Annotated in this window: 18 protein-coding genes; all 18 read right to left on the reverse strand. The window is 71.6% G+C overall.

The window, feature by feature from the left end:
- Positions 1 to 19: 19 nt before the first annotated feature.
- The 18 genes from ACFW6A_RS24775 to ACFW6A_RS24860 all read right to left on the reverse strand — a co-directional run bounded on the left by ACFW6A_RS24775 (position 20) and on the right by ACFW6A_RS24860 (position 20927).
- Complete coding sequence (locus tag ACFW6A_RS24775) at positions 20 to 550, reverse strand: hypothetical protein (protein WP_386642982.1); 531 nt, start codon at positions 548 to 550, stop codon at positions 20 to 22.
- A gap of 138 nt (positions 551 to 688) precedes the next feature.
- Positions 689 to 1621 carry a hypothetical protein gene (locus ACFW6A_RS24780; RefSeq protein WP_386642985.1) on the reverse strand — a complete coding sequence of 311 codons (933 nt, stop codon included), beginning with the start codon at positions 1619 to 1621 and terminating at the stop codon, positions 689 to 691.
- The gene (locus ACFW6A_RS24785) at positions 1618 to 2514 is read right to left on the reverse strand and encodes a ParA family protein (RefSeq protein WP_386642988.1); all 897 of its coding nucleotides are present in this window, start codon (positions 2512 to 2514) and stop codon (positions 1618 to 1620) included. Before ACFW6A_RS24785 ends, ACFW6A_RS24780 begins: the two co-directional genes overlap by 4 nt.
- Positions 2515 to 2687: 173 nt before the next feature.
- On the reverse strand, positions 2688 to 3281 hold the full coding sequence (locus ACFW6A_RS24790; protein WP_386642991.1) for a hypothetical protein: 594 nt from the start codon (positions 3279 to 3281) through the stop codon (positions 2688 to 2690).
- Positions 3282 to 3370: 89 nt separating this feature from the next.
- On the reverse strand, positions 3371 to 3814 hold the full coding sequence (locus tag ACFW6A_RS24795; protein ID WP_386642994.1) for a hypothetical protein: 444 nt from the start codon (positions 3812 to 3814) through the stop codon (positions 3371 to 3373).
- A 4-nt stretch (positions 3815 to 3818) separates the two neighbouring features.
- Positions 3819 to 4055 (reverse strand): hypothetical protein, encoded by a 237-nt coding sequence (locus ACFW6A_RS24800; protein ID WP_386642997.1) that lies wholly within the window; start codon positions 4053 to 4055, stop codon positions 3819 to 3821.
- 45 nt (positions 4056 to 4100) lie between these two features.
- Positions 4101 to 4631 carry a hypothetical protein gene (locus tag ACFW6A_RS24805; RefSeq protein ID WP_386643000.1) on the reverse strand — a complete coding sequence of 177 codons (531 nt, stop codon included), beginning with the start codon at positions 4629 to 4631 and terminating at the stop codon, positions 4101 to 4103.
- Positions 4631 to 4960: a hypothetical protein gene (locus tag ACFW6A_RS24810; protein WP_386643003.1), complete on the reverse strand. Its 330-nt coding sequence runs from the start codon at positions 4958 to 4960 to the stop codon at positions 4631 to 4633. The genes ACFW6A_RS24805 and ACFW6A_RS24810 overlap by 1 nt, the downstream gene beginning before the upstream one ends.
- Positions 4961 to 4974: 14 nt before the next feature.
- The gene (locus tag ACFW6A_RS24815; protein WP_386643006.1) at positions 4975 to 5844 is read right to left on the reverse strand and encodes a hypothetical protein; all 870 of its coding nucleotides are present in this window, start codon (positions 5842 to 5844) and stop codon (positions 4975 to 4977) included.
- Between the two features lie 13 nt (positions 5845 to 5857).
- Positions 5858 to 6346, reverse strand: coding sequence for a hypothetical protein (locus ACFW6A_RS24820; RefSeq protein WP_386643009.1), 489 nt, complete (start codon positions 6344 to 6346; stop codon positions 5858 to 5860).
- Positions 6347 to 6425: 79 nt separating this feature from the next.
- Positions 6426 to 6908, reverse strand: a complete 483-nt coding sequence (locus ACFW6A_RS24825; protein ID WP_386643012.1) for an IPT/TIG domain-containing protein — start codon at positions 6906 to 6908, stop codon at positions 6426 to 6428.
- Positions 6909 to 6987: 79 nt separating this feature from the next.
- Positions 6988 to 8235: a hypothetical protein gene (locus ACFW6A_RS24830; protein ID WP_386643015.1), complete on the reverse strand. Its 1248-nt coding sequence runs from the start codon at positions 8233 to 8235 to the stop codon at positions 6988 to 6990.
- Positions 8232 to 8501, reverse strand: a complete 270-nt coding sequence (locus ACFW6A_RS24835; RefSeq protein ID WP_386643018.1) for a hypothetical protein — start codon at positions 8499 to 8501, stop codon at positions 8232 to 8234. Before ACFW6A_RS24835 ends, ACFW6A_RS24830 begins: the two co-directional genes overlap by 4 nt.
- Positions 8502 to 8596: 95 nt before the next feature.
- On the reverse strand, positions 8597 to 9904 hold the full coding sequence (locus ACFW6A_RS24840) for a phage major capsid protein (RefSeq protein ID WP_386643021.1): 1308 nt from the start codon (positions 9902 to 9904) through the stop codon (positions 8597 to 8599).
- A 168-nt stretch (positions 9905 to 10072) separates the two neighbouring features.
- The gene (locus ACFW6A_RS24845; RefSeq protein ID WP_386643024.1) at positions 10073 to 11983 is read right to left on the reverse strand and encodes a 2'-5' RNA ligase family protein; all 1911 of its coding nucleotides are present in this window, start codon (positions 11981 to 11983) and stop codon (positions 10073 to 10075) included.
- Positions 11984 to 12057: 74 nt separating this feature from the next.
- Positions 12058 to 12639: a hypothetical protein gene (locus ACFW6A_RS24850; protein ID WP_386643027.1), complete on the reverse strand. Its 582-nt coding sequence runs from the start codon at positions 12637 to 12639 to the stop codon at positions 12058 to 12060.
- Between the two features lie 47 nt (positions 12640 to 12686).
- Complete coding sequence (locus ACFW6A_RS24855; protein WP_386643030.1) at positions 12687 to 12941, reverse strand: hypothetical protein; 255 nt, start codon at positions 12939 to 12941, stop codon at positions 12687 to 12689.
- 9 nt (positions 12942 to 12950) lie between these two features.
- On the reverse strand, positions 12951 to 20927 hold the full coding sequence (locus ACFW6A_RS24860; protein WP_386643033.1) for a hypothetical protein: 7977 nt from the start codon (positions 20925 to 20927) through the stop codon (positions 12951 to 12953).
- Between the last annotated feature and the right edge of the window lie 647 nt (positions 20928 to 21574).

Below are 21574 nucleotides of genomic sequence, written 5' to 3' on the forward strand. Positions count from 1 at the left end.
AGGCCGTCGAGGAGCGAGGTCAGCCGGCGGAGTCCGAGGAAGCCGGGCTGTCCTGGGCGAAGCCAGATGCCCCGGGCGTCGAGTCCGTAGTACCGGAGGAGGTCGGACTCGACGTCGCCCCATCGGGAGCGGAGGAGCCGGCCGACCCGAAGAGCTTTCCCAGGTCCACCCCGTAGACGCGGATCAGGGCGGTGCTGAGCCGGACGTAGTCACCGATCGACGGGCGCGCGGCGATGAACTGCTCGTACTGGTCCTCATCGAGGAGCAGCGCGTACGTCTCGCGGATCGCGGCGAGGAACTGCTTCGGGAGGCGGGGGCGCTTGAACAGCACCTCGATCACCTCGCCGACGGCGGTGCCGCTGTCGGTGCGCATGATGTCGGCGAGGAGGCCGACGAGGTCGAGCTCGGCGCTCAGGAGCGGGTCCAGGGCGTCGGCCGGCAGTTCGGCCGGGAAGAGCAGGTCGAGCTTCTTGGAGAAGTTGACGGGGATGCCGTTGGGGTACTGCACCTCGCGGCGCTGGGCTTCGAGGTCGATGGCGTAGGACGACATGGTGCGGGTTCCTCCCGGGGCGGTGTCGGACCCGCGGAAGGTAGAGAGCGCCACGCGCTTACGTCTCGTGCTGGGGTTGCACACGCAGCAGGGCCCGTGTCTCACATGTGAGACACGGGCCCTGTGGTGGCCGGGCGGTCAGGAGGACTTGGCCTCCTTGCCGCTGGGGAGCGCCACGGTTTCCAGGGCGTCCACGAACGGCTTGAGCTGTTCGTAGAGCTCGCGGGCGGCGGCCGCGCTAAGCTCGCTGGCCTTGGTGGGGTCGAACACCTTGGCCGCCTTCCCCCAGCGGTCCAGCTGGCTCGGGGCGGCTTCTCCTGAATCGCTCAGGTCATCCGTGGTCTCGATAGCCTCGACGGACCAGCCCAGACGCTTGATCGTGGCCCGGAGGGCGTTCGGGGTCTTGGCCTCGGACTCCTCCCACGCCTTCTGTACGGCGGCGTCGCCTGCCTCCTGCGCGGCTTCAAGGCCGCTGTCGGCGTTCTCCTTGCTGACCTGGCGGTGCAGGGCCAGGAGCACCGGTACCTGCCGCGCGCTCAGCGCCTCGGGTGCCAGGTCTCCCAGCGCCCGGCGAACCGTGTGCTCGTTCACGACTCGGTACCCATGGGCCCGGGAGATGCCCCACCGCTCCTGGAGGTACGCCTTGAAGGTCTTGTACGGGGCCCCGGTGGCCGGCGAGACCATGTCGAGGTAGAGGCCGTCCTGGTGGATGACGTAGAGCGGCAGATTCGCCTTCTCGACGAACCGCTTGTCAGCGGCCGCAACCGCGTCGCGGTACCGGGCGCGCTCCTCTTCGACAATGCGCTCCCAGAACGCCAGCTGCTCCGCACGCGTCGCGGTCGAGGCAGGCACCTGAAACGTGCGGACCTCCAGCTCGGCTTCGGGCGCTTCGGCCTCGGGATCTTGCGGCGCGCCCTCTTCCTTGGGGCCGGGAAGAAGCGCTTGGGCACCCGGAGGAAGGCCCAGGGTTCGCAGGACGTCGAAGACGTTCCCGGAGTTGGGATCGCCGCCGAACGCGTCTTCGAGCTCGCCCTTCTCCTGGGGGTCATCCGTCTGCGGGGCGGCGGTCATGCAGTGGTCTCCAATCGGGTGCGCATCTGGCGCAGAAGGGCAGTCGTCAGATTGTTGTGGGCGCCAGCAAGGTTGCTGATCTGCTCCGCCATGCGCTTGTCCTCGTCACGGGCCCGCTGTTCCAGCTCCCACACGGAGAGCCCGAGCTCGCGGGCCAGCTTCGCCGACTTCGGTGAGGCGTGGATCGACTCCTCGAAGACGTGCGTGCTGTTACCGAGGAGCCTGCGGGCCTCGGTAACGACTTCCCTGTGGATGCTGGTGGCCCCGCTGGGGGAGCCGAAGTGGACTACACCGAGGAGCTGGAGGAGCGGGTTCACGGCACGGGCGGACTTGAAGGTGTCGGAGATGTCCTTCAAGGCGTCCTCCAGCGAGCAGACGTCCATCTTGACCGGGGTCACGAGCCATCGACTTGCGCACAGGCAGAGGGTGAGGACGTTGGGGTTCTCCGGGGGCGCGTCGATCCAGATGACGCCGTACTTACTCAGGAGGGGCTGCAAGCACTGCGCGAGACGGCAGAAGGCCGCGATCGGACCTGACGCCGTAGCGATGTCCATGAAGACGGCGTTGATCGCGCGGAGTTCCTTGCCGCCGAGCACGACGTCCAGGTTCGGCCGGTTGGTCTTGACGGGCACGAGGGGGGTACCGTCGCGCAGGGCTTGGACGAACGCCTTGCCGCCGTCGCCTTCCCCTATCCCGAACTCGCGGCGGAGGTTGCCCTGCCCGTTGGCGTCGATCGCGAGCGTGGGGATGCCCTCGGCGGCGGTCTTGGTGGCGTTGTTGCCGGTCAGGGTCGTCTTTCCGACGCCGCCCTTGCCGCTGGCGAAGACGAAGACGGGCGTGAACCGGCGGTAGTCGATACCGAGATCTCCGGCCGACATGGGGATGGTGGCCACAACAGCGCCCTCCGAGGCACGGCGAACAATTCGCTCGCATTCTGCCAGCCCGACGATTATGTGCGGGCAGAGACCTCCGAGACGGGAGAGCCCTGTCTGGCGTGTCTCACATGTGAGACACGCCAGACAGGGCTCCAGGGGGCCGTGTCTCACATGTGAGACACGGCCCCCTGTCAGGCTGACGCGGCGAACGCCGGGTCGTTGGTCAGCAGGTACCAGGGGTCGGAGTCGTCGCCGCCCTGGACGGCGAGCCTGAGCGGCAGGACGGCCTCCTTGCCCTTCTGGAGCTCCGTGCTGACGCCCTCCATCTGCATGGCGCGGGGCACGACGTACCGGTACGCCTTCTCGCCGTCGGTGACCTCGATGGTGGCGGCGACCTCACTGCGGCCGCCGATGCGCGGCGGGGTGAACTTGTAGTGCTTGGGGGTGCCGGTGCCGCCGGCCGGGGTGATCTCGACGATGCTGCCTCCGCCGAAGACGGCCTTGAAGTTGCGGCCGCTCCACTGCTGGAGGTCGACCTCGATGGTGGCGGAGTCCGAGGTCTGGATGGTGCGGCTGGGGAAGTCGGTCTGTGCGGATCGGATCTCCTCGAACTGGGGCTCCTCGGAGAACTTGAGGCTGTCGGGGGTGGTGAGACCGACGCTGTACCAGCCGGCGGGCATCGCGACGAGGGCGTCCGCAGGGGCCGCGGTTCCGACCGTGGCGAGCCAGACGCGGGTTCGGGCGGGGGTGACGAGCTGTGTGGCGTTGGTGATCTCGACGGTCATGGGCGGGCTGCTCCTTGCGGCCGGGTTCTTGGGGCCGGGCCACGATGGAGAGCCGGCAGGGCTTACGTCGCGTCCTCAGGGCCCCGGGGTCAGGCAGGGGTGAGGGGCGGCCGCACGGTCACGAGCAGGCCGAAGATGTGGCGGGGCTGCCCGTCGGCGAGGGGTGAGTCGATGAGTGCGCCCGAAGGGCGGACGGAGCTGACGACCGGCTGGCCGGGCTCCGCTACGGCCTCGGGAAGTTCCTTCGCGGCGAGCGCGGCGATCAGGGCGATACGACGGAGAGCGGCCGGCCCGGGCCAGCCGCCGGGGTCGCCGTAGACCTCCAGGGTGACCTCGGGCTCGGTGGTCCACTCCAGCGCGCGCATGTCGCCGCCGGGGCCGGAGGTGACGCGTAGGTGCGGCCAGGGGGCCTCGCGGATACCGGAGACACGGCCGGGCCCGCCAAGCGCCTCATGCACCTTGGGGTGATTGGCGAGCCAGGACAGGACGACGGCGACCGGATCGGCGTCGGCGACCGAGTAGGCGGTGTCCACGTGGTCAGCCGCGGGTGCGCGCGAGGTAGCCGCTGCCTCGGAGCTGGCGGGCGTAGTCCGGTGAGACGTGGGCGGTGTCGCCCGGCCGGACCTCCTTCCCGCCGACGCGGAGGTGGTGGGCGAAGGTGACCTTCTCGGCCGTCTGGCCCGGGCGCAGCGGCGGGCCGACGAGCACGACGTCGTCGGCCGGCTCCTCGCTGGCGTTGGCGGCGGCCGTGGTCTTCTTGATGTTCGTGGTCATGCCGCGCAGGGTGCAGAAGGGTGGGGCTTTGTGTCGCGGGGTCCGTCAGCGGCGGGCGGCGACCGCTGCGGCGGCCCGGGCCATGAAGTAGGTACCGGCCGCTTCGATGTTGCCGGGGTAGACGGTGCCGACTTCGGCCTCGATGACGAACTCGCCGCTGGCGACGACCTTGGCGGTGACCGTGCTGCCGGTGATGACGGGCGGCAGCGTTCGGATGTTGCGTGCGATGCCGTCGGGGATGGTGCGGGCAGTGCACCGGCAGTTCTTGATGTTGGCCACGGCCCGGGAGGACTCGTCGCGGGGCGCCTTCATGTAGGTGATGGGGCCGACACCGCGGTGGCGGCGGTCCCAGTCCATCGAGTTGATCTCGAAGCGGAGGTTCGCGGGCTTCTCCTGGTTGTGCGCGGCCGCGTGGGTAGGGCGCACGCGGTCGTCGGCGATCGTGACCCACTTCTTCGTGGGCGGGGCCAGCCGTTTGGCCTCGCGCTCGACCTCGCGCGCGATCTCGTGGACGTGGGGGGCGATCATCACGGCGAGCTGCTGCTCCAGGCCGGGGGCGGCTCGGAACTTCGCCATCAGGGGGTTTCCGGGGGGTTGAGCGTCGCGACGACGGCGATGTAGTCGGCGGCGCCGTAGCCGGGGACCTTCTTGAGGAGCGCGGTGGTGACGGTCCAGGTGCGGGTGCCGTCGCCGAGGACGTCGCCGGCGCGCAGAGGCCAGGCCCGCGGGTCGACTCGCAGGGTCCACGAGCCGTCGATCTGCTCGACGGCTGCGCCCGGCCAGGTGCCGCTCGGGGTCGGCGGAGTTCCTGGCGGCGGCGGGACGGGAGTGCCGTGGGCGTCTCGGGCCCATGGGTGGGGCAGCACGTAGGCGGTGAGGTCGCGGTCAGGAAGCAGGACGGCCATGGGGCGGCTCCGGGCTACCAGCGGCGGTAGCGGCGCCCGCCGCCGTACGGCCAGGGGACGGTGGGGGCGGTGTTCAGCGGCCGGTAGACCTGGCGCTTGTAGCCGGAGAGGGAGTCGAGGGTGGGCAGGGCTCCAGGCTGGCCCGGGGTGGGTGCGGTGTCGTACGAGATCGACTGGCCTTCGGCGGAGACGGAGGAGACTCGCCTCGTGCCGTCGGCGTCCGAGGAGGGGTCGTTGCGCAGCGTCTCGGCGGCGTGGGCGACGACGTACCGGACGATGGGCTCCTCGGTGCTGCCGTCGAGGCCGACCAGGAGCTGCACCTCGTAGGTGCCGTCGGCGTTGCTGATGTAGGAGACGACGCTGACGACGTCGTCGTACTGCTGGATCGGCCACGCCTGCGGGTCGTCGAGTGCGTAGCCGAACATCGGCATCGCGGACAGGATCCGGCGGGGGGTGGGGATGAGCGGGCGGCCGATGTAGGCGAGGACGTCGGCCTGGGCCTCGCGGATTTTCTGCCAGTACCGCTCGCGCTGCACCGCGGTCAGCGGCAGGGGGACGTTCAGCGCGTCGGCGACCTGCTCGGCGGAGGCGATCAGGTCGCCTCCGCGAGGCAGGTCGAGACGCACGGCGCGGTCGGTGGCGGTGAGCTGGTTCTTCGCGGGGGTGAGAGTGACGGTGCACCAGTACCGGCCGTCGGGAAGCGAGTCGGGGATCTCGAATCGGTAGACGGACTCCCGGAGGCGGGTGGCCGGCCCGGCGGTGGCCAGAGGTGTGCCGGTTCGCTCGGGCCCGGCGTACAGGTCGATGCGGTCGACGCTGCCGCCTGCGGTTGCCGGGTCGCACAGGGCCCCGGCCCAGACCGGCCGGTAGTCGTACACCGCCATCTCTACTGCTCCCTTACTTCTGGTCGGCCTGGGTGCGCAGGCGGTCGAGGATGCGCTGCGCGTCGGCGGGGGCGATCTCGGCGCCGGCGGGGATGAGGAGCCGGGTGGTGGGCGTGTTGTAGGCGCCCATGCCGACGTGCTCCACGAGGCGGCAGGTGGCTCGCAGGCCGGAGCCGTACGGGACGGCGACGGGCTGGAAGAGGTTGTCGAGGTCGGCCGGCGGGAGGCCGGTCGCGTCGTCGACGATGGCGTTGCTGATGTGGGCGGGGAGGATCTGCTGGGAGTTGCGGATCTCCTCCTTGGCGGGCGGGGGCGTCGCGGCCGGCGGCTCCAGCGGGGCGACCTCGGGAGCGGTCGGGCTGTCGAGGGCCGGGCTCTTGGTCTCGGGGGCCTCGGCGACGGCCTTGTCCTCGGCGGTTTCCTCGGTGGTGTCCTCGGGCGCGATGGCCTTGTTCTCGGCGTCGGTGTCGGCGGTGGTCTTGCGGGTCCGGGGCGTAGGCATGTGGGTCGTCTCCATGCTCGGGTGCGGTGCTGCGGCACTATGCCGGGCCGCAGCGGCTTACGTCGTGCGGTTGGGCGGGTTAGGCGTAGGTGAAGGCGGTGGTCTTGGTGACGGCGCCGGCGTCGTCGTTGAGGACGATGCTCACGGCCCCGGCCGCGCCTGCCGGGCTGGTGACCTGGATCTTCTCGGAGGTGAGGATCTTGAGGGCGGTGCCGGTCGTGCTGCCGAACTTCACGTCCGCGATGCCGTCGAGGTTGGTGCCGGTGATGGTGACGACCGTGCCGCCGGCCGCCGGGCCCGTGGCCGGGGTGACGGTCTTGATGGTGGCGGCGGGGAAGAGCTTGTCGATCTGCGACTTCCGCACGATCGCCCCGGCCTTGAACAGGAGGGTGCGGATGGAGCCCTGCGGGACGCTGTCGCGGCTGTCGAACGGTCGGCTGCCGAGGTCGAACGGCTTGGTGGAGTAGACGTCGGCGGTGACGGTCATCTCCGGGTCGGTCGTGTTCGTCGCGGGGAACGCGGCCCGGGTGATCCGGGTGTTGTCTGCCGTGTAGAGGCCCATGGTGGGTGGGGTCCCTTCTCTCGTCGGTGTGGCGGGCGAAGGGTGCAGGATCGCGACGCCTTGGGTCGCGTCCTCGCGGTCAGAGGATGCGGAGGTCGTCCCAGCCGTCGGCGGTGGCGGAGAAGACCATGAGGCCGGGCTGGGAGACCTCACCGGAGCGCATCGCGTACCAGTCGCTGCCGTTGTCGAGGGTGGGGGCCTGGAGCCACAGGCGGCCGTTGCCGAGCTGCTGGGCGCGGAAGTGGTGGTAGTGCGCGGTGACGAGCACGCGGGCGTCGGCGATCGGCTGGCGGCCGAATGTCTGGGCCCTCCACCAGTCCACGGCCTTCTCGGGCCGGGGGTACTGGTGGCCGTGGGCGAGGCCGACGACGGTGCCGGCCATGTCGAGGGAGATCGTGTCGCGCCAGGGCTCGGGGGTGACGAAGCTGACGTGGCCGTAGGCGTCGGAGTTCCGGCTGTAGGCGTCGGCGATCTGGCTCATGACCTCGATGCCCCAGTCGTCCTCGGGCGGTCCGACCGGGTCCTTGCCGCGCCGGACGCGGGCGTGGTTCGAGCCGACGGTCGCGGCGACGACGCGGGGGAAGGTGGCGGCGAGACGGTCCAGGCCCTCGAAGGTGAGCCGGCGGTGGATCCGGACCATCTGCGTCAGCGTCAGGTCGTTGGTGTATGCCTGGCTGGTGACGTTCTCGAATCCCTCGATGCAGTCGCCGCCGTCGAGCCAGTACGCGGCATCGGGGGCGCGGCCGACCTTGCCGAGGTCGCGGAGGTGGTCCTGGAGGCGGTCGAAGCGGTCGGCGATCCGGCCGACGAGTTCCTTCGTGCCGCCGTCGCGGCCGACCTTGCCGGCCTGCGGGTCGGCGTAGACGACGCCGAGCGCGCGAGCCGCGGTCTCGGGGGCGGGGCGTTGCTTTCGGCGGCGGCGCATGGCGTCGCGGACCAGGCTGTTGAGGTCGTCGGTGGAGGCCCAGCCGGGGGTGGCGGGCTCGATGAGGTAGCGGCAGCGCCACACGGGGCGGGTGACGGCGTCCTCGCCCTGGGCGTCGCGGTGCCAGGCGGCTGGGTCGTGCCGAGCTTCGACGAGGCGGACGCGGTAGCCGTCGGGGACGGCGAGCCCGAGGGCTTCGACGCGCTCGCGCCAGCCGGTCTCGTCCTGCGGGGGCGCTTCGGCGGCCGGGGCGGTGACGAGCATCGAGCCGCCGGCCTCGTAGCGGACGCCGGGCTCCCACCCCTTGGGCGCCATGGCGGCGGGACGGACGGTCTGGGGAGGTTCGGCCTGCGTGTCGGCCGCGGGGCGCAGGAGGGCGTCGAGGTGGTCTTCCAGGCTCATCGCGGGCACCTGCATCCGCTGCTGGTGCCGCGTCGGCGGTGCCGTGCGACGGCCGGGGCCTGGACGGGGTGGCCGTTGCGGGTGAGGGCGTCGGCCACCTGGGGGGCTGAGGTCGGGGAGTCGAGGACTTCGCGGAGCTTGGCGGCGGCCGGCTCGTCGAGGGCGTCCAGGATCAGGGCGAGCGTGCACAGGGGGCCCTTGCGCACCGGGGCCGCGGCGGCGAGGGCGTCGAGGTCGTTGATGAGCCCGCTGGTGGTGTCCGGCAAGGGGTCCTCGTTCTGCTGGTCGGACGCAGGGCCGGGCGTGGTGCGCCCGGCCCTGCTGGGGTGATCCGTGTCGAAGGCGCGGGGCCTTCGCCCTGTTACGGGGTCGGCGCGGTCCAGGTCCCGAGAACGAAGCTCTCGGGTCGCGGTACTTCGAGGCTCAGCCTTTCGTCAGCTCGGAATGTGATCACGCCCCGCTCAAAGTTGTCCGAGTTCTCGGAGCTGACGGTGACCGAGACGTTCTCGCGGTCGTAGAGCTGGGCGCCCATGCCGAAGGCCCCGAGGAGGTACTTGCCGTCCGGCATGGCGGTGGTCTCGACGACGTTGATCCGCCAGACCTGCTTGGTCGCGCCGACGGCGACCTGGAGGGCGACCCGGAAGGCGCCGGTGTCGTCCTCCTCGACCTCCACGTGCTCCCACATGGTCGGGCTGAGGACGATGCCGGTGGGCTCGTACTCCGCGAGCAGCGACTTGGTGATCGCCCGTCGGATCTGGACGGAGTACTTGTCCTTGGCGTCGCCGGTGTACTGCTGGACGCCCGGGACGTTGAAGAGGCCGGTCAGCTTCTGGCCGTCGCCGACGGAGTGGAGGAGGTCGTAGTCCTCCGCGAACTTGACGCCTTCGATCATGCGGCCGTTGATGAAGGACTTGAGCCGCGAGTCGTCCGACAAGATCGACTTGTGGCTGTCGATCAGGTGGGCAATCTCTGCGACCGGGTACATCACGGGCTCAAGGGTGAGCTTCGAGCGCGGGGCCCGGCCGAAGACGTCGCTGTCGGCACCGGTGGCCGGGGAGACGCCGTCGGCGGCGTACCGCTCCTTGACCTGGGCGGCGTTGTTCACCCAGCCGGTCTCGCGGACGCCCATCAGGAACGCGGCCTTGGTGCGGGCCTTCGGGAAGAGGTCCCGGATGTGCATCTTCCGGCGCCGGAGCTCGGTGAGCGGGAGCTCCTGGCCGGTGCCGAGGGCCTGGTGGGTCTGGGTGCCGGCCGAGAGCGAGAAGATGCTCTTGCCCTCCATCTCCGCGCGGATGAACGGCCGGTCCTTGAACTCGGCGGCCGCGGCCCGCTTGTAGGCGTCGGACTCGACGAACATGTCGCCGAGGGACTTGAACTCGGCGTCCGGCTGCGGGCTGCCGTAGTGCTGCGCGGCCGCGGGCGTCCCGCCCTCGGGGGCGTCGAGGTAGGTGCCGATGTCGGCGGCGCCGGAGGCGGCGTCGATCAGGCCCTTGATCTCCTGGGCGTCGCGGACGGCCTTGACGTAGGCGCTCTTCTGCTCGGTGCTGATGACGAAGGCGCCGTTTTCCTCCTTGAAGGTTCCGGCGATGCGCTCGGCCTCGGCGGACTTCTCCGCGAGCTGGGTCTTGAGCGACTTGAGGAAGCTCTTGTCGGCGGTGGCGGTGGCCATGATGCGGGTCTTCTCCCTGTGCTGGGCTGGGCGATGGCGTGCGTCGCTCGCCCGGCCAGCACCGGGACGCCTCAACGCGAGGCGCATTGGAAAGGACGGAAGTGGTTAACGTCGCGTGCTCCCGGCTCCTGCGGACTTCACGGGGCCGGGAGCACGTAGTTGGGCAGGTCAGGAGGGGTAGGCCAGTGAGGCGAGGGCGGCCTTCACCTCTGCGGGATCGAGGACGACCTGGTCGTCGTCCTCGGTCGGGGGCGGCGTGTCCGCGGTGCTGCTGGCGGCCGGCTGTGGGGCCTCGCTCGTCTCTTCCTCGTCCGCGTCCTCCTCGTCGTCGCCCCAGCCGTCGGTGACGTCGTACTCCTCCTCCCACAGGTCGAGCTTGAACGGATTCGGGCTGGGGGTAGAGCCGTCTCGGGGGTCGGGCCGGACGGGGACTCCCTTCTCCGACATCGCGCGGACGAGCTTCTCCACGCCGGGCCGGAGCTGTTCGATGGTCCGGGCCGGGGCGTCGGCCATGAGGAGGGAGACGGTGGCGTCCTCGATGGCGTCGGCGGCGGGACGGAGGTACCGGGCCTCGGTCTCCTCGTCGCCGCGGGCGGTCCTCTCGGGCCCCTGGGCGGGCAGGGCGATGGTGGCGAGCTCGACGGGCTGAGGGGTGCCGAGGTCGATGTCCCGGCCGGCGGCGGTGTACGGGATGGCGTACGTCCTCGTCTCGCTGTCCTGGTGGTGGGAGACGATGACGCGGTCGGGATAGGTCGCCTCGACCATGACGTAGCAGCCGTCGCTGCCGCCGTCGTCGAGCAGGGTGCGGGCCGCGTCACCAAGCCGGGCGCGCAGCTGCTCGAAGGAGTAGGGCATGGGTGCGCTCATGGCGGTCTCCGGGTGGTGTGCGGACTTGGCTTCGAGGACGGCGGCATGGGCCGGGGCGACGGGGCGCAGGGCGGCTGCGGCCTTGGCCTCCAGGACGGCGGTGCGCGCGGTCTTGGTCTCGACGGGCGGCGGGGGCGCGGCGGTGGCGGGGCCGGTGAGCGGTACGGCGGTGCGGTCGGCGCCGAAGACGACGTGGACCTGGTTGAAGGTGACGGGGGTGGCCGGCACCGGTTCGGTGGGGGGCATGTCGTAGCCGAGGGTGAGGTGCGGCGTGAAGCCGTGGTTCGTCCGGACGACCTCGGCGTACGGGGAGGTGGCCAGGGCGGTGGCGATGGCCTGGCGGAGTTCGGTGAGGCCCGGCACGTCCACGGGCACCCACGTCGGGGCGCCTTCGCCGGTGTCGGGGAAGGTCCCGATGCCGCCGATGGTGCCCTTGAGCGGGGTCGCGGCGCGCACCGCGTCGGTGACGATGGCGCGCAGGTCTTCGGCGGCGTCGCCGAGTTCGGCGGCGTCGCCGAGGTAGGCGAGGGTGATGTGCAGCTCTTCGGCCGGGGTGCCGTCGGGCTGGGCGATCTGCTCGGCGACGTCCAGCGGCGGGTACAGGGCGATCATCACGCCGCGGCCGGTCTGGGTCTCGGCGGCCTTCTGTTCCAGTTCGATGGAGGACCAGGTGGCCTTGTGCTCCAGGTCGCCAGCGCGGCTGGACTTCACCTCGATGCTGCGGGTGAGGGGGTGTGCGCCGTGGAGGACGGGGCTGACCTCGTACAGGTCGAGGTCGTGGATGATCCGGACGCCGTCGTGGCGCTTGGACGCCCCGCCGGGCGGGACCTTGTAGCCGATGGAGAACTGGGCTTCGTTGGCGTCGTGCCACTCGCGCACCTGCTCGTAGGCGTCGCGGCCGCGGGAGGTTCGGAGGTTGAACTTCACGATGGCGACGAGCGCGCCGGCTTCTCGGGGCCAGGCGGCGCCGCCGGGGATCGTCGCGAACCGCGGATCGCCGGGCATCCACTCCTCGATGGTGAGGACGCGGCCGATCGGGTCCTTCCACTCGTGGTGCCAGACGCTCTTGACCTTGCGGGTTCGCAGGGTGCGGGTGAAGGCGCCGGGCAGGATGAGGTCCTGAACGTCGTCGACGACGCCGGTGACGGCGAAGATGGCGCGGACGGCGCCGCGCGGCAGTAGCGGGTGGCGGGGTGGCGGGGGGCTCGGCACGGCGTTTTCCTCCTGGCGGCGGTGTGATCGCCGCACCGTGCCCCCGGCCGGGGGCTACCGTCGCGCGCTGCTCGTCAGTCCCACGGCTTCTTCGCCCCGCCGCCCTCCTCCTCGTCGTCCTCGTCTTCCTCGTCCTCCAGGCCCTCCTCCTGCTCGGCGGCGGGGTCCTCGCCGTCCGCAGGCGTCGGCGTCTCGTCTGCGGCGGTGACCTCCATCGCGAACGGGTCGGCCTCGTCAGCCGGAGCCGCGGCCGGGTCGGACGGGCCGGGGGCCTGCTCTTCGTCGCCGCCGGGCGCGGGCGGCGCGGTCGCGCCGTCGGGGCCATGGGTCTGGGTCATGCCCGCGTCGTCGACGTCGATCGCCCAGGCGTCGGGGTCCGCGTACCGCCACACCTGGCCGGTGCCGTCCCGGACCCAGCCGGTGAGGGTGCCGTCCGGCGCCTTGTCGAGCCAGGCTTCCTCGCCGTTCTGGCCCCCGAACCCGAACATCGCCGTGGTCGGGTCGGTCTCGTCGCCCTCGTCGTAAGGGTCCCCGGCCCACGGCCGGCTGTCGTCCGTGCGCTCCTGCGGCGCGGGCGCCGGGGGCTGCCCGGCATCCGGCTCGGGTGCCTCGCTGCCTTCCTGGGGCAGGGCCTTCACTGCGTATGCGTAGTCCACGCCGGGAGGTTGAAGGGCTGACGGCCCTTGTGTCCCGTCCGGGTTCCTCAGGTGCCGGGGGCGGTTCGACTGCTCGACGTCTCCACGACGTACGTCTCCTGACGCAGCAGCGCGAGCACGGCCTCCTCGTCTGCCGGGTCCAGGCCACGGATCGGGCCGAGCACCGCCATCACCATGGGGGTGCCGGTGCGCTGCTCCACGAGGGCCGCGATGCGGTGGGAGCCGATCACCGGCCGGTCCGACCGGCCGGTGATCTCTACCTCGTAGGCCGCCCCGTCCTCGAACGTGCCCGTCACCCTCATGCGCTTCTCCTACCTCGTGGCGAGCAGGCCAAGGAGGAAGGCCCGCAGGTCGTCCGAGAGGTACCACTCGCCGGAGAACATCGTCGCGGCACCCTGCGCCACGAGGGCGTCGGAGTTGCCGGTGCTCGCCTGGTCCCGGAAGAGCCGGGCGAGGAGCGTGTCGATCGCCGACCGGCGGGCTCCGACCCGGCCCCGGTGGGTCCGGGTGAAGTGGTAGATCTCCTGGGCGGCCTGGACGTCGGGGTTGCCGCGCTGGAGGTGGGTCAGCAGCGCGTGGATGGCGGTCGCGCGTCCGTCGTCGCCGAGGTCGGCGATCGTCGCCGTCCGGCTGTGCGCGTCGTACCCGCCGGCCTGACCGTCCCGGGCGGTGATCATGCGGCTGTTCGCGGGCGTGAGCCAGTCCCGGGGGATGAACTGCTGGATGTCCGTGAGGACCCGCGCGGCGTCCCGGTCGCTGTCGTCGGTGACGACGAGCGCGGAGACACCGCCGGGGCCCATCTCCCGGACCTGCGACAGGACGTCGTGGACCGCGCCGGGCAGGGCGGCGGCGTACAGGTCACGAAGTCGTGCGGCGTCGCGGCGCGCCCCCATGGCTTCGACACGGGCGGCGTCGAGCTCGCCGTCGGTGTCGGCACCGGCGGCGGTGGCCGCGGTGAGGTCGCGCAGGCGCCGCTCGGCGATGGCGGCGTAGTCCATCGCGTCCCGGACGGCGTTGTGCGGGTTGGTGCCGAGCTCCGGGTGGGCAGCTGCGAGGCGGGCGGTCAGCTCGCCGTCGACATCCGCGCCGGCGGCCCGCAGGGCGGCCAGGTGCCGCAGGGCCTCGCGGCCGGGGCCGCGGTCGGCGGTACGGTCCGCGGTCCAGCGCAGGCCGTCCTGGATCTGCGGGAGCTGTCCGGCTTCGAGGGTCGCCCGGCGGGCGGGCAGGTACCTGCGGGCCCGGCGTGAGACCTGCCCAAAGCGGCCGGGCGCGGGCAGGAGTCGCGTCCAGTGGGCGAGGCGGTCAGCGAGGTCGGCATCGGCGTCGGGCTGCGGGAGGGCGTTCGCGGCCAGGCGGCGCAGACGCCGGTTCTCCGGCCAGGAGCGGACCCGGTCGGCGAGGCGGCGGTGGAACTGGGCGGTCTTCTCCCTCAGCTTGGCCAGGGCCTCCCGGCTGGCGCGCCAGGCCCGCGCGATTCCGCGCAGGAAGGCGGCCACGATCGCGGCGATCTTCCGGGCGATGAAGACGAGGGCGGCGATGATGTGCGGCAGGACGCCGGCCCGCTGCCCGGGCGGCAGGGTGGCGGCGATCCGCTGCGCGGTCTCGTCCCGGTTCTCGGCCATCTGCTCGGCGAGCTGGGCGACGATCCGCGCGCGGCGCTCCTCGGTGAGGGGCTGGCCGTTGGCCGCCTGCCCCAGGGCTTCGCCGAGGGCACTGTCGACGTGGGCGGTGACCGCGGTGTCGATCTCGGGGTTGGTGTCGGTGTCGGCCTCCGGCTGGAAGTACTGGTCGCGCAGGGCGGCCGGGATGAGGCGGAGCAGGTCGGCGGCGCGCCGGGCGGTGTCCTGCTCGCTTTCACCGTCCAGGGGCTCCAGGTCGTTGAGCGTGCGCAGGACGGCCTTGATGGCGCCCTGGCGGGCCCGGGCGGCTTCCGGGCGGAGGCTGCGCAGCAGCGCGGCTCGCTCGTCGCCGGTGATGCCGGCGCTGTCGACAGCCTGCTTGGCGTCCTCGCGGGCACGCTTCATCGGCTGCGTGAGTGCCTGCGGGGTGAGGCGTTCGGCGACGTCCTGGCGCAGCTTGTGGATGCTGCCGGGCTCGTTGGCGCCCTCCAGAGCGGCGTCGATGACGGCGCGGACGACGGAGTCGCGGTAGTCGCTGGTGATGCGGGCCGGGGCCGGTGCCGGGTTGGGATCGCGCTGTTCCTCGTCGGGGGCCGGCGCCGGGGTGGCCGGGTCGGGAACGTGCCACAGCGGGTCGGAAGCGGCGAGGGTGCGCCGGGTCCGGAGCCCGTCGCCATCCTCCAGGGTCATGTAGCGCATGCCGTGGGGCTGTTCGGCGATGGCGATGACCTTGTAGGAGGCGACCTTGTCGGGGTCGAACTCGTCGGGGACGGTGATGTGGTCGCCGACGCCGACGGTGCCGATCGTGCCGGGCTCGGGTGCGGCAGCGGCAGCGGCTTCCGGCGCCTGGCCGGCGGCGGTGTCGAGGCGGTCTGCGGCTCGGTGTGCGGCCCGGCCCTCCGGGGTGGCGGGATTGGCGTGCTCGCGGAGGGTTCCGGCGAGCGAGGTGGCCTGGCTGGGGGTGAGCGGCAGGCCGGCAGCGACGCGGGCGGCTCCCTGCTGGGTGTCGGGGTCGTCGAGCGGCCCTTCGCCGAGTCCGTCGACCGCGTCGCGTTCCTCGGGCGCCAGCTGCGGGTCGACGGTGGGGCCGACGACCGGGGTGACGGACGGCGCCGGTTCGTGGCTGATCAGTTCGTCGGTGTCCTGGGTGTCGACGGTGCCGTTCGCCGGGACGGCGCCGTTCTCTCCCGCGACTCGGGTGTAGGGGGAGGTGGGTGACCCGTTCAGGGTGTGCTGGCGGCCGGTGGCGGGGTCGGTCGCGGTGATGCGGACGTGGGTGTCGCTGACCTGTTCCTTCTGTGTCACCGCAGCAGGGGTGAGTCCGTTGACACCGTCGTCCACGAGGATGGTGTCGCCCTCGTTCAGGTCGGTGGCAGGGACGCGCTCCAGCCGGGCTGCCGGCGCCGGGGGCTGAGGGGCATCGGCCACTCCGCCGGCGACCCGCAGGTCGGCGATCGGAGTGTCGCGCATGCCGTCGGGGGTGGCGACGGTCGCGGTGTCGCCGTCGACCTCCTCCACGGTGCCCAGGAAGGCCCCGGTGCGGTCGGTGACGGCGTTATCGGGCCGTACGCGGTGGCCGTCTTCGGTCCAGCCGGAGGGACGGGCTGCTCCTCCGTCGGTGAGGGCGAGCGCCGAGGGGGTCATGTCCTCGTCGTCACGGTCGTCGCCCCATCGGACGGAGACCGTGCTGTCGGTGGCGCCGGTGACGGTGCCTTCCTTCCCCCGGCTGTCGGTCACGATCGAGCCGGGGAAGAGACCGCGTCCGGACTCGTCGGTGGGGACGCGGTCGGCGATGCGGCCGGTGAGAACGTCGGAGTCGGCGCCGGTGGCCGGCGTGCCGTCCGGGGCATCAGCTTCGTCGTCGGTCGCGCGGGCGGCGGTGGCGTCCTTGGGGACCCAGATCGACTGGCGGGCGCCTCCGCGGCCGTCAGGGGTATCGGCGATCAGCACCCGCAGCATGTTCTGGACGCGACGGCCCTTCTCGGTGGGCACCTCCTTGGGGCCGTCGACGACGAATCCGGCCAGGGTGCGAGCGGTTCCCCGCTGCTTGGTGATGCCGTCGATGCGCACAAGGTCACCGAGCGCCAGGTCGGAGACCTTCACCCATTCGGCGCGGCGGCCGCCCACCGGCTCGGGGGCCGGGTCCGGGTCCGGCTCCGGCTCGCCGTTCGTCGGCTGCTCCTCCTTGCTGCGGCGCGGCTCCGGGGCGGGCTCCGGCCGGTTTGGCTCTTGCTCTTCGGCTTCGGGCTCGCCCGGTTCGGTCTGGGACTGGGGAGTCGCGGAGTTCTGCGGTTCCTCCGTCCTCTGCGCGCCGTCCGGCGAGGTGCTGGTGGACTGGTTGGAACGGGGGGCCGTGTTCGCTGCCCGGGCGTCGAGCTGGGCGCGGCCAGCGTGGTCCACGCCGTCCTTCTCCGGGTCGTAGGTCCACTCGGGGCCCTGCTCACCGACACCGAGGCCGTAGTTCTGCTCGTCCTCGCGCGGGTGGACGTCGGCGGCCTGGGCGATGAGCAGACCGGTCGTATCGGGGGAGACGTTGAGCTTCTCGGAGTACCCGCGCCCTCGCCACGGGGTCTGGCCGATGGTGACCTGGTAGGCGCGGATCTTCTCCCCGTTGCGGCGCAGCGTCACCCTCTTCGGCTCGCCGACGAGGTAGCCCGTCTTCGTGATGGCGCTGCCCATCGGGCGCACGCCCGCGATCTGTACGACGTCGCCGTCGTGCAGGGACGTCACGGGCAGCTGCTCGGCGCGCTCGACGGCGCCGTCGGCCACCAGATCCTTGACCGCCTGAATCGCTGCACGGTCCCGGGCCTCCTGGTGATGCGCGGCCCGCGGATCCTGCGGCCGAAGCCGGTCAAGGTGCTTGGCCATGCTCCGCACCATGGAGTTGGGGCTGGCGGTGTCGTCGTTCGACGTCTTGTACCGGCCGGCCAGCCAGACGAGCTCGTCGTGGGCGGTGGCCAGGTCGTCAGCGATGTTGCCGCTGACGGTGCGTCCCTCCCCGTGCGCCCGCAGCAGCTCGTCGAGGGCGTTGAAGCGCTCCCGCTCGGCATCGGTAAAGCCCTGGCCGTCCAGGTTCTTAGGGAAGGAGACCCTTCGCCCGGTGCTGAAATCGGACGCCATCTCCTCGTCGACGGTGCTCAGGTCCGGCTCGCCGGCCTTGAGCGCACGCAGGACGAGTTCGGCGATGGCCGCCTCTCGGGAGCGGTAGTACGGCTCGTCACCGGTACGGAAGTAGTTCGGCTTGGCCTGCCACTGGAACGGGACGTCCTCGGGGCTGTACGAGCGCTCGCGCTCGTAGCTCCGCATGTCGTTGACCCTGCCGATCAGCCGGCCGTTCAGCCACACCTCCTGGGCGCCGTGTACGGACGAGAGCCGCGGTTCCGGAACGACTGCTCGGGACGCGAGGTCCTGCATGCGCTCACGGCTGCCGAAACGGCGCACCGCGCTCTCATCGGAGATGACGTTCCACGGGTCGTCGAACTCGTCCCAGAAGGGCCGCACGTCGAGGTCCGGGTCGTCGGACGGGGCTCCGCCGTTGGAGGGGGCCTTGCTGCCGCCTGATGCAGAGCTGGCGCTGGCGTTCTCGCTGGTGGTTGCGTCTTCGCCGTCCTCGCCTCGGGCAGGAGCACGGTTCTCCGCGTCGTTGCCGCCAGGTCCGGGGGTGCCGCTCGTCTCGGCAGGACCGCCCGCGTTCTGGCCGGCCGGGGCCGGTGCGGTGGGCGGTGTCGCTTCGTCGCGACGCTGCTCGTCCTGGTTGCTGTCCGGACGCTGGCGTGCACGTTCAGCGATGGCGTGGTCTCGTGCTGCCTCAACGGCGTCCGTCAAGGGTGTGCCGTGGGCGTCTCGCCACTGCCGCAGCACAGTGGGGTCGAGCTCGGACTGGGACCAGCCGATCGGGTTCCCGTCGGCATCCCGGAGGGTCTCGTAGGAGCCGGCAAGCTGGCGAGCCCCTTCACGGCCCCCGATCCTGTCTCCCGCGACGCCCCAGCCGGCCAGGTGCAGCCCGCTGTTCGCGTGGCCGAACTCCCAGGTTCGACCCCCGTCGCTGGACCAGGTGGTCAGGCCCCCGCCAGGGGACAGCGCGAGAGTGTCGTTGTTGGCGAGGTCGCGGAGAAACGCCTGGTGCTGGGCGGCGTCAGATCCTTGAGGCGTTGTCGCCTCGCCTGCGCGGTATCGGTTCCTGAGCGCGTCGAGCTGGTCGGGCGCCTCGGCGGCCGGAGACGTATCGCCCCTCCGGCCCCGATCGCGGTCCCGGTCCCGGTCCCGGTCGCGGTCGCGGTCGCGGTCCTGACCAGGCATACGCGGCAGACGGCCGTTCGGCACACCGCCGTCGGGGACCCCTCCTTCCCGGTCGCGGCCGCCGCCATCGCGGTCCCGGCGCCGGCGCCTGTCCGGCTGGCCGGAGCGCTCGCGGTCACCCTCCTGCTCGCCTTCCTGGTCTTCCTCGCGGTCAGCCCGGCCCTCGTGGTGGGCCACAAGGCCAGCGACTGCGAGCTCGTGGCTGTGCCACGTGCGGCGGTAGCCATCGGGGCCTTCCGCGTGGTGTTCGAGGATCTTGTCGTCGAAGCCGTTCTTGATCTGGCCGATCTCGACACCGTCGACGCTGACGCTCCACACGCTGCCGCGGCTGCGCTTCTCGCTCTTGAGTTCGGTCAGTTCGGCGCGGGCCCGGAGGGCGTCAACACGGTCGGGGCCACCCAGCTCGTACGCTTCGTCATCCGTCGGCGTGTTCCAGTTGAGGAAGATGTCCTTGGCCTTGCGGCTGTTCGCTCGCTTGCGGACGTTCGCCTCGGGCTTCTCCACCAGGACGACCCAGTCCTCCGGCTGCGTGTTGTCAGCCCCGCGGCCGGCATCCAGGGAGACGGATCGGATCCTGCCTTCCACACCGTAGCGGTGGGTGTTGACGACGAGTGCCGGAGGTTCAATCCCGTCAAATGCACCGTTATCGTTGCGCGTCATGGGGTGGTAGATGTCGCCCGCGCGCAGGTCAGCGCCCTTCACCCACCGCATGCCCTTGGGTAGCGGGGCCTCACCAATGATCAGCTCCCCTTCCCCGGTTTCAGGGTTTGCAGACGGTTCTGCCGGTGCGCCCAACTGCTGGCGACGGCCGTTCGCCCAGTGCTGACCGCTCCAGCTGCGGGAGTCGTCCTGGTTCGCCCAACCAGCGAAGGCCGCCCAATAGGCGTCGGCATCCGAGAGGGCCGCCACGACAGGGCGGAACGCCTCAGGGTGGTCGCCCCTGACGCCGTACGACACCTGGTCCGGGCCGCCTGCGCCGCCGAGCACACTGCTGAGATAGCCCTCGGCCTGGTCGGCGGACAGTCCGTGCTCCTCGGCACCAGCGCGAGCGCGATCGATTCGCTCGCGCACCGCCTCACGCACCTGCTCCAGACGATCCTGGAGCATTTCCCTACGCAGCTCGTGGGCCTTCTTTCGGCCTTCGCGGGTGGCGATGTGTTCCACCAGCACAGGGCGGAGGTCGGCACGCAGCTTGGCGCCGATCTCGTCTACGGAGGAGCGCAGGTCTGCCGCCAGCCCAGCCAAGAACTGACGGGCCTCAAGCGGTGCTTCCTCCAGCACTCGCCGGGTGTTCTCGTCGTACTGGGCCAGCGGGTCAAGGGTGGAAACGGTGACAATCCACCGCTCGTAGTCAAACGGGTCCATCAGGCGCAGCCCGTCCCGGTTGGCCTCAAGAACGCGGTCGAGGAACACGTTGCGCACGCCGGCGGGCAGAGGCTTTGCCCAGACGCCTGCCCATGTCCGACCTCGATCGGCATCGCGCCCGTTCCCGGGGAAGCTGAACACGGGCTCGCTGTCGACCTGCGCGACCAGGAGTGCAGCGGCCTCTACGGGAAGCGTCTGGCTCCAGTTGCCGATCTTGCCGTGGAGGTCATGGTCCGCGCGCCACCCAGCTGCATCATCGTCCCCTTGGAGAAGAAGCGAACCTGTCCGCTGGCCGTTCAGGTAGACAGCGCGCCGAACCTCTTCCCGTCCGAGGCGGTAGGAGGACGGAACCAGGTAGCTCTCGCCGATCTCCACCGGCTGGCCCTCGTGTTCACCCACCACCTGACGGTTCTCAGTGGGCCCCTTCCACGCCGACCTGGGGTCGACCGGGTCACGGAAGTCCTCGCTCTGCCCGGACTCGGAGGAAGCCGCGTCTCCGGCCAGCTCGCTGGCCGGCTGCTCGCTGGAGGGCTCCTCGCTCTCTTCGGTGCCGGCGTTGCCGGGGGATGTCGCTGGCGTGTTCTCAGGCGACGTGCTGTCGTTCGTGCCCGGTGCCGGACTGGTCCCCCCATTTCCGTCCGAGGCGGGCGCCTGGGGCCGGGTGCTCTGTTCGCGAGGCTGCGCTGAGCCCCGCCTCTCGATCTCCCGCTCCTCCTCCCGCCAGCTCTGCCGGCGGATCGTCGTGGCGTCGTGGGAGCGCAGATACTCCTGGACCGCCGACGTGAACCGGGCCAGCGGCGCATCCAGGTGGCCGTGCTGCGCCGCGTTCATGGATGCGCGCAGACGGGCCGCATGCTCGTCGGCGTTGCGCAGGTACGCCGCGGCGTCGTCGAAGTCGTTGGCCTCCTGCGCAGCGATCGCCCGCATGACGGCGTCGTGGAGCTGATCGGCGGCCGCGGGCACTTCGCCTCGGCCGGGCCAGGCCCGCCGGACCGAGCTGTACACCTCCAGCTCGATGTCGCCGAGCGGCTTGATGGCGTCGCGCCACTCTCCGTCGGTGGCGAACTCGTGCGGAGCTGCCGCGGAAGGCTCCTGTCCCTGGGCCGGGCCGGTGCCGCTGTTGTCGGGGTCCGCGGGCTGGGCGGCGGCGGGAGCGTCCGCGGCGGGGGAAGCGTCCGCGGCAGGAGCGTCCGCGGCGGCGGGAGCGTCCGCGGCAGGAGCGTCCGCGGCGGGGGAAGCGTCCGCGGCAGGAGCGTCCGCGGCGGCGGGAGCGTCCGCGGCAGGAGCGTCCGCGGCGGCGGGAGCGTCCGCCGGCTGCTCGCTGTCTTCTGCTGGCGCGGAGGGCTGGGGTGCAGCCGCTTCCGGGCGCTCAGGCGCCGTCTGGTCGGGGTTCGTGTCCTCCGGGGTCGGGGTGGCGTCGGGCTTGATCGAGTCGAGGTCGGACCGAACCTTCTCCGGCGTCAGCTCCTCGCCCGCTTCGGTGCTCTCCCCGTCCGGGTCGGCTTCGGAGGGCGTGTTCTCGTCGCTGGCCGGCTCCGAGGTGGCGTCGGGCTTAATCGAGTCGAGGTCGGACCGAACCTTCTCCGGCGTCAGCTCCTCGCCCGCTTCGGTGCTCTCCCCGTCCGGGTCGGCTTCGGAGGGCGTGTTCTCGT

It is taken from the genome of Streptomyces sp. NPDC058758 (assembly GCF_042746075.1).
Taxonomy (GTDB): Bacteria; Actinomycetota; Actinomycetes; order Streptomycetales; family Streptomycetaceae; genus Streptomyces.